Source organism: Streptococcus sp. cx1, from assembly GCF_052384325.1.
In the GTDB taxonomy this organism is placed as follows: domain Bacteria; phylum Bacillota; class Bacilli; order Lactobacillales; family Streptococcaceae; genus Streptococcus; species Streptococcus salivarius_G.
Genome location: NZ_JBQSUN010000001.1, coordinates 298202 through 311928, shown reverse-complemented (window position 1 = coordinate 311928; position 13727 = coordinate 298202). Strand labels below are relative to the sequence as shown.

Genomic DNA, 13727 nt, shown 5'->3' with positions numbered 1-13727 from the left:
GAAAATAGCAATGAAAAAAGTAATGATAATTATTAATCCAACTTCTGGAGGAGAAACAGCATTAGATTATAAAGAGATCTTGGAGAATAAGGCTAAAGAGTATTTTGATTATGTTGAAACTAAGATTACGCAAAAAGCCAAAGATGCAACTCAATTTGCTGAAAAAGCCTCTAAAGAAAAATATGATGCAGTAATTGTTTTTGGTGGAGACGGTACTGTAAATGAGGTTATTTCAGGGATTGCTGAAAAAAATCACATTCCAAAACTTGGGATTATTCCTGGTGGAACTGGTAATTTAATCACTAAGCTATTAGAAATCAAACAAAATATTGATCAAGCGATTGAAGAACTTGATTTCAATTTTACTAAAACCATTGATGTTGGAAAAGCTAATCAAAATTATTTTGGCTATATTTTTAGTGTTGGATCTTTACCAGAAGCTATTCATAACGTTGATATTGAAGATAAAACAAAGTACGGTATCTTTGCATATGCAATCAATACGATGAAGTCCGTTGTGGAAGACGATGTATTTAATATTCGTATTGAAAGCGAAAATGGCAATTATGAAGGTGAAGCTAGTCAGGTCTTAGTTCTTCTATCTAATTACTATGCAGACAAAAAACTATTTGATGAAAATACAGATGGATATGGAAATATCTTGATTTTAAAAGATGCATCCATCATTTCTAAATTATCGACTATCCCAGATTTGTTAAAAGGGGATCTAGTAGGTAACGATAATATCGAATATATCAAAGCGCGTAATATTAGGATTTCTTCAGAGGTTGAGTTAGAGTCAGATGTTGATGGAGACAAATCGGATAATCTTCCAGTAGATATAAAAATACTAGGGAACCATATCGAAGTATTCTCAGGCACCAAAGTATAGTTTTTCCCCTTCTACTTCTCCAACAAAAAAGTTTTAAATGATATAAGTTACTGCATCAACAACAATAATAGTCTTGTCCTTTTTGAAGTTAGGATATAAGTCAAAGGTAAGTAAATTACTTTTAATATACGGAGTTAAGGCGTTTTTTGATTCATGTCTAAAAACTTTTCGGAAGCATCAACTGTGATGGTAGTTTTCGAGCATAACAAAAAGTAGTGAAGAGATTCCATCGTCGGAATCTTCTTCACTACTTTTCTTCTCTCTTTCCTACTCAATCACCAATAGCAGCATTTCAGAGTTTCCACTCTTCAATCAACCAATCCGAAAAAGCATCATATCTTTCTTGGAGATTATCATGATGACCGTAGGGGTCAAATGCTGAATAAGTGGACAAGCACTGTTTTTTGATGCGTTCATGTACTTCTTTGGCAAAGCTAGGAGCCTTGGCCAGTCTATTCTTATGATTAGCCCCTTCAGTCAAACCGTTACGTAAATAGACCGAGCAAGACTTATTAAGAAGTTGATGGGATTGGCAGTAATCTACAAAATCTGGATACCAAAAGGATCCACAAATAGAAAAGATAAAAGGCATCTTATCACTGCTATAAAGACTGTGGATAGCAGCCAAACCACCCAGCGAGTAGCCTCCGTAAGCCATGCGACTGTCATCCAATCGAAACTCCTCTTGGATGCTATTTAAAATATGGCCAAATAGTTGGTCATGATAGCTGGCTAGCTTGCCACCAAAATCAGGACTTCCAGGTCTCAAAGCCTGAGCATACCAAGGTGTAAAATCATCCAAGCGATTCTTGGGCTCAAGGCCTATCAGGATAACAGAATCCGCTAGTTTTCCCAGATAATCCAGTTGTCCATCGTTCAGAAAAACAGCTGGATAAGTCTTAGTAGCATCATAAGACTCAGGAAGGGCAATCGTCACTCGAATGCCATGGCAGACAAAGTCTTTATTTATTAACAAAGTCATTAACCTTCTCAAGAGAATCAATCACAGATGGACCGTAATCCATAAGCTCATCATAAGAAATAGTCATGATTTTCTTGTTTTTAACGGCTGGTACATTTTCAAGAACAGCGTTCTTTTCCATCTTGTCTGTAGCATCCTTGTCCATGGCTTTATTACGGTCACTAGTTACATAGATAATCAATTCTGGTTCCATAGACACGAGATTTTCCAGAGTCAAATCTGATGTTCCTGTCGCAACATTGGTATAGCCAAGCTGATTAAGCATACTTTCTTGAAGGGCAGATTTGTAAGTTCCAAAGGTCTCATCGTTGTAGGCACACATGATCAGAGCCTTCTTCAAGTCTTTATCAGAAGACTTGTTTTTCTTTTTAACGGCGTCGATACGCTTTTGGAGTTGTCCTGCATACTTGTCTGCCTTGTCTTGAACGTTGAAAATGTCACCAATATTTTTAACATCTTCGATGATATTATTCAAATCTTGTTTCGTTGTTGAAACAGAGGCTTTTTGCGTATAAACAGGAATATCATTGCTGTTCCACGTGCTGATGGTTCCCATGGACTTGTCTGAGAACATCATGTTACGACCAATAAGGGCATCAGGTCCGTAAGCCAAGATGGCTTCTTGAGAGATGGTCTTCTTATCACCGATATGTTGGATTGAGGCAATGTCTTCCTTATATTTATCGGTTACTTCATTGTCAGGATTAAGCATACCGACAATTTTGTCTTTCAAACCAAGCTCAATCAAGATTTCCGTTGATGAAAGGTTGTTTGTGATAACCTTTTCTGGTGCCTTTTTGAAGACTTGATCTAACTCTGTTCCTTTGTCGTCATAAGTTTTGACGGTCAAAGGATACTGGGTTTCTGAATTGGTCTTTTTCACCGTTTCTTTTGCTGCTGATGACGATGATGTGCTGTTTTTATATGTAGAACTGCATGCTGTCAATGTGAGGACTGCTGCAGCGATTAATGCGATACCAAAAGTTTTCTTGTTCATAAGGCCTTCCTTTCCTAGGCTTATAAATACTGAATCATTGCCTGCTGGTCATCCGTCCAGGCAATACGACTCTGAACATCATAAACCGCCTGCAAGGATTGTGGGGTTACGGCATCCCTTGGGACACCTTGGGCAACAATCTCACCCCCTTTCATTAAGTAAATATAATCTGAAAAACGACAGGCCAATTGAATATCGTGGAGAACTGCGAGAACATTAATGCCGAGTTCCTTGACCAAGGCCAACATCTCCAACTGATACTTAATATCCAAATGGTTGGTAGGCTCATCCAATAAAAGAAGTTTGGGTTCCTGAGCCAAAGCACGCGCTAGGATAACTCTTTGTTTTTCGCCACCTGATAAGGACGAATAATAGCGTGTCTTCTTTTCAGACATGCCAACCTTGTCTAGGGCATCCTGGACGAGCAAGTGGTCCCGCTCCGATTCTTTTTGTAGAAAGGAAAGATGGGGCGTTCGGCCAAGCATGACAATTTCTTCCACCGTGCAATCAAATTGAAGGGTGTTAAACTGTGTCACAACGGCCATTTCTTTTGCAGTTTCCTTTAGGCTTACCTGATCTAGGCTTTTTCCATCAAGTAAAATCTGACCGCTATCTGGTTTCAACTGGCGATAAATGGTTTTTAGCAAGGTTGATTTCCCACTCCCATTTGGTCCTAGTATGGTCTGGAATTGTCCGCCTTCGACCTTTAGGGAGACTCCATTTAGGATTTTTTTCTCTCCAATCGAATAATGAATATCCTTACACTTTACATCCATAAGTCTAAACCACCTTCCTGCGATTTTTAGTCACAATATAAATAAAGAAAGGTGCGCCAACCAAGGCTGTAAAGATACCGATAGGTAACTCCGCATTTTTGACGAGGATTCTAGCCAAAACATCTGCCCAAACCACAAATAAGGAACCTAAGAGAGTTGCCACTGGAAAAAGCTTACGATAATTAGTCCCGACTAAACTTCTGGCAATATGAGGGGTAATCAAGCCCACAAAGCCAATAATACCACAACTAGCAACCAAGACTGCCGTTATGATCGCAACGATGGCGATATAAAGATACCAATAGAGTTTAAGTGGGATTCCTAAAGTCAAAGCTGCTTCATCTCCCATCATCATGGCATTGAAGACACGATACTGAGTTGAGAAAAAGAGAAAGGCCAAACCAACCACTACTGCTGGAAGCATCAAATCTGACCAAGATGTTCCTGTCAATGAACCCATGGTCCAAAACTTAATGGTCATAACACTGTCCGCTGTCGCTCCAATAGAGATTATAAAATTGGCAAAGGCAATAAAGAGGGCATTAACAACTGTTCCAGATAAAATCAAGCCAGATGTGGTTACTCTCCCCTGCATAGAGGCAATAATTAGGACAAGAACCGTCGCTAGGATAGCCCCCACAAAGGCACCCAAGCCTACCACAGCTTTAAGGCCTAAAATGATGGCCAAGGTTGCTCCAAACGTTGCTCCTGCCGAGATTCCCAAAATATAGGGCTCAGCAATCGGATTATTAACGGTTGACTGCATGACACTCCCAGACATGGAAAGGCCTGCACCAACTATTAACCCCAGGAGAACCCTAGGAACTCGCATATTCCAGATAATAGCTTCAAGTGGCTTGGCAATGCTATGACTGGCAATCGGAAGCCCCAATTTACTGAAGATGACACCATAGGTATCACCTATATCTATAGTGACCGCCCCTAAAGACACTGCTACAAAAACTGACGCTACTAGTAAAAGTAGAAGCAAACAGAGCAGGCTTAGGTAGCGGGAAAAAACAAGGTGTTTTGTTTTTTTAAAAGGCATTAGCACCTCCTTTCCACCTGTAATGTCAGAAAATTTTGACAATACTCTTCTAGTATAACATGCCTCAAAAAGATGGGCAAGGTCATTTGAGTGGAAAAAAAGAGCAGTCATTGAACTACTCTTGGGAATTATAACTAACTGAAGCAATGAAAATCAAGCCAGCTTAGGTTTTCACTTTCTCCATACTGCTACTTGCAATTTTCATGGCAAGAAGAATTATCAACACCTTAATCACAAGGGACAACCAAAGGCTCTCCGCTGATGACAGTTGCGATAAAGCATTGATTAATGCATGGGTCATCACACAAAGCCAAAGACTTCTGGTGTTTGTATAAATGGCGGATAAGATGAAACAATTGCTTAATAAGCCTAGCAAGAAAGGCAATAAATGAATCGTGGCCAGAGACCCATCAATGTAAAAATAAAGGATATGCCATAGTGACCAAGCCAAAAATGTAAAGAGCGTGGACACTAGATAGGTCAACTTTTCTTGCAAAGCAGGCTGGAAAAAATAGCGCCAACCGATTTCTTCGATACCACCAAAGACAAGGGCTTTGCAAAATAAGATAATGGGGAGATACCAAGCCTGAATAATCATCCCTCCACTCAAGACTAGTGGTAAAAAATCCAAACCTAGAAAAATGAGGACTAAGAAATAGTTACTAAGAGGCTGTTTGACTTGGAAAAAATCTCTGACAAGTTGTTTAAAACTAGAGTGATGATAGCGGATGCTAACATAGCCTCCCCAAATGGCTGATGACAAGCCACCTAAGATAAGGGTAAAGAGACCAATTGGAGTTCCATAATCAACCCTAACTCCTCCTACTCTTAGCAACCAAACAAGGAGACTGACCAGTAAAATCTGTCCAAAGGTCCCCGCCAGATAAAACGACAAGGCTTCTTTTCTTTTCATATCTTGCTTCCTTTTCTTGCCTATAAAAAACCTTCTTCTCACGCTGAGCTAGTCCATATCCACCCATTTGTCATTGTCCATGATAAAGGGTTTGGCTAGACCTGGTCCGGTATAGTCCTTGTACTTGGTTGTGAGATACTTGTAACAGTCTTTCTTGCTGGCAAATTTTATGGCTTGGTAAGGCTCTTCAAAGGTCAATTTTTCAACAAATAAGTAGCCATCCGTCGTAGGTACCAAGACACCGACGTGACCGACAAAAAGGGAATCGCCATCCAAATTATCGTGGACAACAACCGACAGCATGCGTGCCTTGTCATCAAAGGTGAACTGCTTATAGTAATCCTCCATATGCTTGGCGTGAACCTTGACATCTTGGGTAGCTTCAGTCTTGACCCTTGAAAAAAGGATGTCAAAGTTTGCCTGGTCCTTGGCATTAAAGAGCTTGCCCTTGTCAATGGCGTCCTTGTCTTGGAAAAGGAGCTCAGTATCACTTTTGACTTGAGGAATCTTGATTTTGCCTTTCAGTAGCGTGTAGGTGTTGATACGGCAGTTGGTACCGATAAAGTCACCATGCTTGGCTGTCCACAGGCTACTGATTTTTTCCACATCATAGTCTGTTTTGGTAAATGGCGCAAAACTCCCAGAAAGACCTACAGAACCCACGGTGTCATTATAATCAGTGACGAGATTGATAAAGTTATCCACACTCTCCTCGTTCAAATGTTTCGAGAGTATGGCTCGCACCTCACTAATACTAGCATTACTATTAAGATTGGAGTAATTTGCTTGCTCCTCTTTTTTGTGGAGATGTGCAAAAACTGCTAAACCGACAAGTAGCAAGCTAGAGATAGATAAAAGAATTAGCGTCTGTTTTTTTAGATGTTTCATAGGCGCCTCCTTGGCTTCATTATACCAGATTTTGACAGCTACTTATTCTCAGGATACTTATCCACAAGAAATAGCCTTGTTGCTAAGGCTTTAGATTGAGGACAAAAGCTTTTACTATTCTCCAAAACCTTTACTTGTCATTCACAATATTGGCAAAGGCTTCTTGGATGTCCTTATTATTGGTAGGGTACATGTAATACATGTTTTCAGGATTCCCCTGATTTTGCATGGAAACTAGGACCACTGGTTGACCTTTATGGATGGTGAAATGGTAGAGAATCATGGCGGAACCTGAATACCCGTAGCTGTCTAAAATGATATAGTCGGCTGTCCCTGTACCATCGTCAGAAAAGGCAACGTCTACCTTTTGTTGGTTGGTCATTGGGGCATTTTGTTCTGTCTTTTCACCTACAATAATGCGGTTATTTTTAGCAAAAGACATGGCACCAAAGAAATCATCACTTCCGTTAGGTGTTAGCCTTCTATAACTTTCTTGATTCATCTTGTGCCCAAACTCCACCATGTAACTTGCGAGCTTGGCAGCCTTGTCACTATTCCAAAGGGCTGTCGTATTGGTTGGGCTAGTCTGGCTGGACTGGCTCTTGCTTTTCACTCTGTAATAAGACGTGTAAACCACCCCCGGCCCAGAAGACTCTGGAATTTGAACCAAACGATCTGTGTCTTTGACAGAATTGTCCGGAGACGGTGCTGCTTGATTGGCTGGCACAGGCACAAAAGGATTGACCCCATGCCCTGGACCATTGTCCGCAAAATAAAACATAGGCTGACCGTTGAAATCTTTAACGACAGTCTTGCCATCAGAACTACCTGTCTCTTCAGACTTTGTGAGCCCTGACTTGGTAATGGTCACAACATGACCACCGTCAGAAACCCAGTCACCTTCGATGCTTGAAAAATCACCATTTCGAATAGCATCCACATTCATGGCAGGCGTTTTGGCTTCTGATGAGGCATTCTGACTTTGAGAACTAGAGTTTGAAGACGACTCAGAAGCTCTGGAACTCGATTGTTTAGACTTGTCTGAGGAAGACGTTTGACCAGTCTGACTGCTTGACGAAGAGACCGCAAGGGATGACGTTTGTTGAGCTTGTGAATGAAGGGAATGCCAAGCAAAAATGGCACCACCACCAAGAAGCGTCATACAAGAAACTGCAAGAACTGACGCTGCGACCTTATGAGTCACAACATACTGACTTAAGGTTTGCCAAAAGCTCTTCTTAGATGCTAACAATAAGCTCTCTACCTCTGCTCGATTGGCTAAGAGACTACCATTTTGTATCGCCTCGTCGACCTCTGTCATCTTTGGGCGACGTCCATAAATCTTTATAAAATAGGTTAACCATTCTTCTGCTTTCATCTCATCTCCTTTTTGAAGCGTAATAATTTCATTTTAGCATAAATTAGGGATTCTGGTTGACCGGTTAGAAAAGAAAAAAACTGCAAACAAGCAGCTGCAGTCGTAGTATAATCATGGTCCTTATTTCTGACTATTGCCAAGTTTTTTAAAGTAAGTATAGCCCAGATAGAAAAAGAAAAGCGCTAAAAGAATAAAGAAGCCCATGACAAGTTTGATTCCACCTAATTGATAGGCAATGTAAACAAAAGTATTAACCTTAAGCTGACCACCCGTTTTTTCCAATAGTGAAAGGCTCTGTGAGTAATAGTGACCAAGCCAAATAGCTCCTAGCCCTAATAACGGATAAATAATGACACCCAAGATAGGGTTCTTTTTTAACAAATTATCTAACATACATCCCCCAATTTTTTAATGCTATAGTAATAGCTTACCAAAGAATGACTAGAAAAGCAAAGTGACTTTTTCAGTCCACAAGAAAGCTAAAAGGGACCGACCCGATAAGCTAATCCCTTTAAAAACTAAAAGACGATACGTGTTCCATGAACTTGTTCGAGACCAGGAATGGCAAGAAACTGGTCACGATTAGCCACTGAGATACCACCACCGGCTAAAATCTCCAACTGACCTTCTGCTAGCCCAACCAATTCTGCATAAGATTTCAAGCGGGATTCTAAATCAGTCTCGGGAGTCCCAGCACGGGTGAGCAGACGCGTCACACCGTGGTCCTTAAGCCACTGGATTGCACTAGGTTGATCTGCTTTAGGAATCTGATCAAAGGCCATATGCATGGTAACCTCTAAGCCTCGACTGGCATCCAGCAAGGTCTTTAGAGCTTCTGTATCGAGTTGGTTTTCTGAGGTTAAAGCGCCTAACACAACACCATCAACACCCAATTCACGCGCACACTTGATATCTTCTAGCATGATAGCTAATTCCTGCTGGCTATAGACAAAGTCGCCCCCTCGTGGACGAATCATCACTATCACCTTAGCCTTATAATCCTTGGCCAACTCAACAGCCGCCTTTATAACACCATAAGAAGGTGTCGTGCCTCCAACAGCCAGATTATCACACAACTCCACGCGTTGAGCACCGGCTTGAAAAGCTTTTTCTAAATAAGTCACATTCTCTGCACAAAATTCATACATTGGCATACTGAACCTCCAATTAGTTGTAGTAGCAAGGGGATTACTACTTCTTCTTTTGTGGAAAAAGCGGGAGACCAAGTTTGGCAATCTTTTCCGCTGGGGTCTTCATGCCATCCTTGACCCATTTGGAAATCACTGAAACAATAGCCGAGCTCCAGAAGGAATTGAGGTAGCTACCGGCACCATTTGATGAGCTACCATTTCGTTTTTCCAAAAAATCATAAACTGCCTTGGTCAATACCTGCTCAAAATTATAATCAATGGCAAGACTGATGATTTTGGCTTCTTTTTTGACTTCCTTAAGGAGATAAACCCAGACCTGATAGAGATCAGTCTTGAGATTATAGCCGTCCAAGGACTTAGTAATCTTTGCAATGCTAGACTCAAAAATAGATTTCAAAATCTCTTCCTTAGAACCATAATTGCGATAAAAGGCAGCACGAGATACACCCGCACGCTCAACCAGTTCCGATATGGTAATCTTTTTAAAGTCTTTTTTCTCCAACAATTGCAGGAGAGAAATTTCAATGGATTCTCGTGTAATTGCTTTGTTTTCTTGGTTAAATCGTTTGAGATTTTCCAAGGATTTCTCTGAGATTTTTCTTTCTGCCATAACATTCACTTTCTATCTGTCACACCTGATGAGATCTGCTTTGATAGCAATGCACTTCATGATAAAATTGTAAAAGAAGACTAATAACTTGTCAATGTACATTATGCAGATATGAGGTGTAACCTATGAAATGGAAAATTATTGCGGATTCAGGCTGTGACTACCGTTCTTTGGACAATCTGGCACCAGATACGGAGTTTGTCAGTGTTCCTTTGACTATCCAAGTGGGCGAGACCATTTACAGGGATGATGCCCAACTCAATATTGATCAAATGATGGAGGAAATGTATGCGACTACGACTGCTTCTAAGTCTGCCTGTCCGAGTCCTGATGATTATATGAAATCCTTTGAAGGAGCGGACAATATCGTCGTCGTGACGATCACTGGAACCCTTTCTGGTAGCTACAATAGTGCTGAAATCGCTAAGAAAATTTATCTGGAAGAGCATCCTGATACTAAGATTCACGTGATTGATAGCCTGTCAGCTGGTGGCGAGGTCGACCTTATCGTTCGTAAACTCAATCACTTAGTCGCTGAAGGCCTTGATTTTGACCAAGTCGTTGATGGCATCACAGCTTATCAAGCCAAGACTAAGTTGCTCTTTGTCTTGGCAAAGGTCGATAATTTGGTGAAGAATGGTCGTCTAAGTAAACTAGTTGGCACCGTTGTTGGACTCCTCAATATCCGTATGGTTGGAGAAGCTAGCAAAACAGGAACGCTTGAGCTACTACAAAAGGCGCGTGGTCAAAAGAAAGCTATCAAAGCTGCTTTTGATGAACTCCTCAAGGCTGGTTATGCTGGAGGCCACATTACCATTGCCCACCGCAACAATGAAAAATTTATCGAGCAATTCTCTGAATTGGTTCGTGAAAAATTTGCCCATGCAAGCATCGAAGTCCTTCCTACTTCTGGACTCTGTAGCTTTTATGCTGAAGAAGGCGGACTCCTTATGGGGTATGAAATTTAAGAAAACATTGAAAAGAGACTGGACTACATGTTCGGTCTTTTAAAAATCAGATTATGCTATTTGATAATCAGCAGAATAGGATTTTAAAACTAAAAATTCTTTCCTGACAATCCAACGTAACCGCTTTCATTATCCCCATCATTTATGGTAAGATGGAAGTGATGCATTAGTGTCATATACCTATAAATTTAAATACCCTTATTAAACATGGAGATAGTTTATGAAACAGAAACATTCACATTTTCTAATCCCTGGAATCCTTCTTCTAGGGATCGTTTTGCGGGCCCCGTTCACAACCTTGTCTACGGTCTTATCAGACATTGCTTCTGGTCTAGGTGTTGAGGTCAGTTCTCTCGGTCTCTTGACAAGTCTCCCTCTCTTGACCTTTGCGATATTCTCACCTTTTGCGGCTAGCTGGGCCAAACGCTTTGGTATTGAAAGACTCTTCCTCGGTGTTTTAATTGTGATGACACTTGGTTCTGCTTTACGTACTGTCAATCTCCCTCTTCTTTATGTGGGAACGCTTTTAGTCGGAGCTGGAATTGCCTTTATCAACGTCCTTCTCCCAAGCCTAATTCAGGCTAATGAGCCAAATCAGTTAGGATTCTTAACCACACTCTATATTACAGCCATGGGCTTGTCCACAGCTGTGGCTTCATCGGTAGCCGTTCCAATCACTAAGGCAACCTCATGGCAAGGCTTAGTCTGGGTATTGACAACAGTCTGTGCCCTGGCTCTTGTAGTTTGGCTTCCTAATGTCCATCACAATCATTACTTAGAACAAGAAACTTCTACCAGCGAAAATTCAGGCAGTTGGTATAAGAGTGGCAAGGTCTGGGCTATCATGATTTTCGGTGGATTACAATCACTCTTCTTCTATACCACTATCACTTGGCTTCCAACCATGGCCACTCAAGCCGGTGTCGGCGAGGCTAATGCCGGAATTCTAGCTTCCGTTTTCACACTGACGAGTATTCCATTCTCTATGATTGTTCCTAGCCTAATCACTAAACTTTCTGATCGTAACCGCCATTTGATGCTAGTGGCTACCGTCCTAGTAGGACTCATCGGAGTTGCCATGCTTCTAGTCAATACAGACAGCTTTGTGTATTGGTTAGTCCTTAACCTCTTAACCGGAAGTTCTGCTAGTGTCCTATTCCCTTACATGATGGTTTCCTTTTCAATGAAGGCTAGCACGCCTGAAAAAACAGCCCAACTATCAGGTTTAGCCCAAACCGGAGGCTATATCTTTGCAGCCCTTGGTCCAGTCTTGTTCGGTTCAAGCCAACAACTCTTTAACTCTTGGACCCCTGCTGTTTTAATTCTTCTTGTCTTGACCATAATCATGGGAATAGCCCTTTACAAAGTTGAAAAAACAGACGTAATTTTGTAAGAGAAAAACTAATAAAAGAAAATGCCCCACAAGTTGTAACTTGTGGGGTGTTATTTTGCGTGCGGCGAATGAATGAAACTTTTAAATACAGAGGTCGAAGTATTCGTATTTGTCTTTCGACAAGTTCCCTTAACCACATAACCCTATTTTTCTAGCCAGAAGAACGCTTGCTTTAACATCTCTTTTGCTTGACCAATAATACACGGTCCATGAGAAATAATAATATTCTTAGGTTCCCATTTCTTTATTTTGTGATAGCTCTTCAGAGCTTGTTTTTTACCAAATAAGAAAGTCATTCTTAAATCTCTTGGTGTTTTACCATTTGGATGGTGATTATCACCTATTTTAAAAAGTAGCTTTTCAAAAAGCGATAATTTCTCAGTTTCTATGTTTTCAATAAGATCCGTTAAAACCAGAGTTGAACTTTCATTATGGAAAAAAACAACCTCTTTTACATAAAAACTTCCCTCAAATGTTGTAAAAAGAATTTCTTCGTTCCAATTGGCCTTGCTTAATTCCTGACCATAATCCAAACTCATTCCCGATTTTCTGGCACGCTTTTGAACACCACTAGCTAGCCAAACTTTTGCTTCAGGAAATAGTTGATGCCATTCATCTATATAACTATAATGTAAGACATTGGGTGCAATAAGGTGTTTTACCTCACCCAATTTCTTGATTTCAAAAAGTAAATTGTCATTAGGCTTAGTCGGTGAATGCACCCAAAGACCACCATTCTGCAGACGGATAACTGTCATTCTAGTTGAAAAAGGCACTTTGAAGAATTTGAAATCCATCAGTACTTCTTCCCCATCCACAATCCATAGGTTTTCAGCTATCTTTTTTAAGGAATTGAGGGGACTATATTTTTTGACTTCCATGAAACTCTGCTTTCTAAATTAATAAAGTATAATCAATCGTTATTCTCCAAAAATGGAACAACCAACTTAATCCACTCTTGAGGTAGGTAGGCTGATAAATAGCCGTGGTTATAGCCCTTTGCTTCATAAAAGATAGTGTCGGGGTGCATCTGCTGAAATAATCTAGCTGATTCTTTAACACCGTTCAATTCTTTTTCCCCATAAATATAGAGAACCTGTGCTTTACTTTTTGAAATCCTACTCTTCAACTTATAATGCCCCATATAAGTTTTATAGATGGTCACTAATGTTTTGATAGGTGTCCTTGGCATATCCTCCATATAATAATTTTTTATCTCGTCTGGGTAAGCTAATTGGGGATAGAATTTATTCATGAAGCTTAACTGAAGTTTACAAGAGGATTTACTAAACATCAGTTTACCAAATAGTGATACTAGAAAGATGCTGATTTTAGCTAACCTTGGTTGAGGAATACAGAGACTTCCATCTATGATGGCCTTCTCAGCTATATCGCTGTCTAAGGACAAAAGTTCCATAGCAATTTGACCACCAAGTGAAACACCACCCACAGCAAATAATTTCCCACCGCAGTTCTGTCGGACATAGTTCAGAATTTCCTGTGCCGAATTTTCCGTTGATATATAATCCTTTTGATACTCCTCTCCGTGACCATTGAGTGTTGGTAAAATGACATAATATTTATGAGACAAGATACGAGCTTGCCTAAGATAATTCCACCAGGAACTACCCCCACCGTGTATCAATAATATATGTGGAGATTTTTTATCACCAAATTCATGAAATTTCATATCTCAGAACCTCCGAAATGTCTCATTTAGACAGTACTATG

General features: G+C 40.4%; 15 protein-coding genes. 3 read left to right on the top strand and 12 right to left on the bottom strand.

Going from position 1 to position 13727, the window contains the following annotated elements; all coding sequences use genetic code 11:
• Positions 1 to 10: 10 nt before the first annotated feature.
• Positions 11 to 892 carry a diacylglycerol/lipid kinase family protein gene (locus ACT170_RS01505; RefSeq protein ID WP_444817948.1) on the top strand — a complete coding sequence of 294 codons (882 nt, stop codon included), beginning with the start codon at positions 11 to 13 and terminating at the stop codon, positions 890 to 892.
• 292 nt (positions 893 to 1184) lie between these two features.
• Here ACT170_RS01505 and ACT170_RS01500 read toward each other — a convergent pair whose 3' ends face one another.
• The 10 genes from ACT170_RS01500 to ACT170_RS01455 form a co-directional block, all read right to left on the bottom strand.
• On the bottom strand, positions 1185 to 1874 hold the full coding sequence (locus ACT170_RS01500; protein ID WP_181971234.1) for an alpha/beta hydrolase-fold protein: 690 nt from the start codon (positions 1872 to 1874) through the stop codon (positions 1185 to 1187).
• Positions 1855 to 2871 (bottom strand): ABC transporter substrate-binding protein, encoded by a 1017-nt coding sequence (locus ACT170_RS01495; RefSeq protein ID WP_444817947.1) that lies wholly within the window; start codon positions 2869 to 2871, stop codon positions 1855 to 1857. The genes ACT170_RS01500 and ACT170_RS01495 overlap by 20 nt, the downstream gene beginning before the upstream one ends.
• 20 nt (positions 2872 to 2891) lie before the next feature.
• Positions 2892 to 3647 (bottom strand): ABC transporter ATP-binding protein, encoded by a 756-nt coding sequence (locus ACT170_RS01490; protein ID WP_444817946.1) that lies wholly within the window; start codon positions 3645 to 3647, stop codon positions 2892 to 2894.
• A gap of 4 nt (positions 3648 to 3651) precedes the next feature.
• A complete protein-coding gene (locus ACT170_RS01485; protein WP_444817945.1) occupies positions 3652 to 4695 on the bottom strand; it encodes a FecCD family ABC transporter permease in 1044 nt (347 codons plus the stop codon).
• 163 nt (positions 4696 to 4858) lie between these two features.
• Positions 4859 to 5608 (bottom strand): CPBP family intramembrane glutamic endopeptidase, encoded by a 750-nt coding sequence (locus ACT170_RS01480; protein WP_414327608.1) that lies wholly within the window; start codon positions 5606 to 5608, stop codon positions 4859 to 4861.
• A 48-nt stretch (positions 5609 to 5656) separates the two neighbouring features.
• On the bottom strand, positions 5657 to 6496 hold the full coding sequence (locus ACT170_RS01475; protein ID WP_414327607.1) for a DUF4300 family protein: 840 nt from the start codon (positions 6494 to 6496) through the stop codon (positions 5657 to 5659).
• A gap of 130 nt (positions 6497 to 6626) precedes the next feature.
• The gene (locus ACT170_RS01470; RefSeq protein WP_444817944.1) at positions 6627 to 7874 is read right to left on the bottom strand and encodes a DUF4767 domain-containing protein; all 1248 of its coding nucleotides are present in this window, start codon (positions 7872 to 7874) and stop codon (positions 6627 to 6629) included.
• Between the two features lie 120 nt (positions 7875 to 7994).
• On the bottom strand, positions 7995 to 8267 hold the full coding sequence (locus ACT170_RS01465; protein ID WP_205025321.1) for a hypothetical protein: 273 nt from the start codon (positions 8265 to 8267) through the stop codon (positions 7995 to 7997).
• A 125-nt stretch (positions 8268 to 8392) separates the two neighbouring features.
• On the bottom strand, positions 8393 to 9028 hold the full coding sequence (locus ACT170_RS01460) for a copper homeostasis protein CutC (protein WP_444817943.1): 636 nt from the start codon (positions 9026 to 9028) through the stop codon (positions 8393 to 8395).
• Positions 9029 to 9065: 37 nt separating this feature from the next.
• Positions 9066 to 9635 (bottom strand): TetR/AcrR family transcriptional regulator, encoded by a 570-nt coding sequence (locus ACT170_RS01455; protein WP_021144459.1) that lies wholly within the window; start codon positions 9633 to 9635, stop codon positions 9066 to 9068.
• Positions 9636 to 9760: 125 nt separating this feature from the next.
• Here ACT170_RS01455 and ACT170_RS01450 point away from each other — a divergent pair, with 125 nt between their 5' ends.
• Together ACT170_RS01450 and ACT170_RS01445 are read left to right on the top strand one after the other, a co-directional pair.
• Positions 9761 to 10603, top strand: a complete 843-nt coding sequence (locus tag ACT170_RS01450) for a DegV family protein (RefSeq protein ID WP_155123865.1) — start codon at positions 9761 to 9763, stop codon at positions 10601 to 10603.
• A gap of 220 nt (positions 10604 to 10823) precedes the next feature.
• On the top strand, positions 10824 to 11996 hold the full coding sequence (locus ACT170_RS01445; RefSeq protein WP_155123864.1) for a CynX/NimT family MFS transporter: 1173 nt from the start codon (positions 10824 to 10826) through the stop codon (positions 11994 to 11996).
• 143 nt (positions 11997 to 12139) lie between these two features.
• Here ACT170_RS01445 and ACT170_RS01440 read toward each other — a convergent pair whose 3' ends face one another.
• Positions 12140 to 12877, bottom strand: coding sequence for a DUF4336 domain-containing protein (locus tag ACT170_RS01440; protein ID WP_061652240.1), 738 nt, complete (start codon positions 12875 to 12877; stop codon positions 12140 to 12142).
• Positions 12878 to 12909: 32 nt separating this feature from the next.
• Positions 12910 to 13686, bottom strand: a complete 777-nt coding sequence (locus ACT170_RS01435; RefSeq protein ID WP_444817942.1) for an alpha/beta hydrolase — start codon at positions 13684 to 13686, stop codon at positions 12910 to 12912.
• Positions 13687 to 13727: the final 41 nt, after the last annotated feature.

Coding starts and splice junctions, on each gene's coding strand:
- ACT170_RS01455 (WP_021144459.1), bottom strand. CDS start 9,635: ATGGCAGAAAGAAAAATCTCAGAGAAATCCTTGGAAAATCTCAAACGA.
- ACT170_RS01495 (WP_444817947.1), bottom strand. CDS start 2,871: ATGAACAAGAAAACTTTTGGTATCGCATTAATCGCTGCAGCAGTCCTC.
- ACT170_RS01505 (WP_444817948.1), top strand. CDS start 11: ATGAAAAAAGTAATGATAATTATTAATCCAACTTCTGGAGGAGAAACA.
- ACT170_RS01465 (WP_205025321.1), bottom strand. CDS start 8,267: ATGTTAGATAATTTGTTAAAAAAGAACCCTATCTTGGGTGTCATTATT.
- ACT170_RS01445 (WP_155123864.1), top strand. CDS start 10,824: ATGAAACAGAAACATTCACATTTTCTAATCCCTGGAATCCTTCTTCTA.
- ACT170_RS01460 (WP_444817943.1), bottom strand. CDS start 9,028: ATGCCAATGTATGAATTTTGTGCAGAGAATGTGACTTATTTAGAAAAA.
- ACT170_RS01500 (WP_181971234.1), bottom strand. CDS start 1,874: ATGACTTTGTTAATAAATAAAGACTTTGTCTGCCATGGCATTCGAGTG.
- ACT170_RS01480 (WP_414327608.1), bottom strand. CDS start 5,608: ATGAAAAGAAAAGAAGCCTTGTCGTTTTATCTGGCGGGGACCTTTGGA.
- ACT170_RS01440 (WP_061652240.1), bottom strand. CDS start 12,877: ATGGAAGTCAAAAAATATAGTCCCCTCAATTCCTTAAAAAAGATAGCT.
- ACT170_RS01435 (WP_444817942.1), bottom strand. CDS start 13,686: ATGAAATTTCATGAATTTGGTGATAAAAAATCTCCACATATATTATTG.
- ACT170_RS01490 (WP_444817946.1), bottom strand. CDS start 3,647: ATGGATGTAAAGTGTAAGGATATTCATTATTCGATTGGAGAGAAAAAA.
- ACT170_RS01475 (WP_414327607.1), bottom strand. CDS start 6,496: ATGAAACATCTAAAAAAACAGACGCTAATTCTTTTATCTATCTCTAGC.
- ACT170_RS01485 (WP_444817945.1), bottom strand. CDS start 4,695: ATGCCTTTTAAAAAAACAAAACACCTTGTTTTTTCCCGCTACCTAAGC.
- ACT170_RS01450 (WP_155123865.1), top strand. CDS start 9,761: ATGAAATGGAAAATTATTGCGGATTCAGGCTGTGACTACCGTTCTTTG.
- ACT170_RS01470 (WP_444817944.1), bottom strand. CDS start 7,874: ATGAAAGCAGAAGAATGGTTAACCTATTTTATAAAGATTTATGGACGT.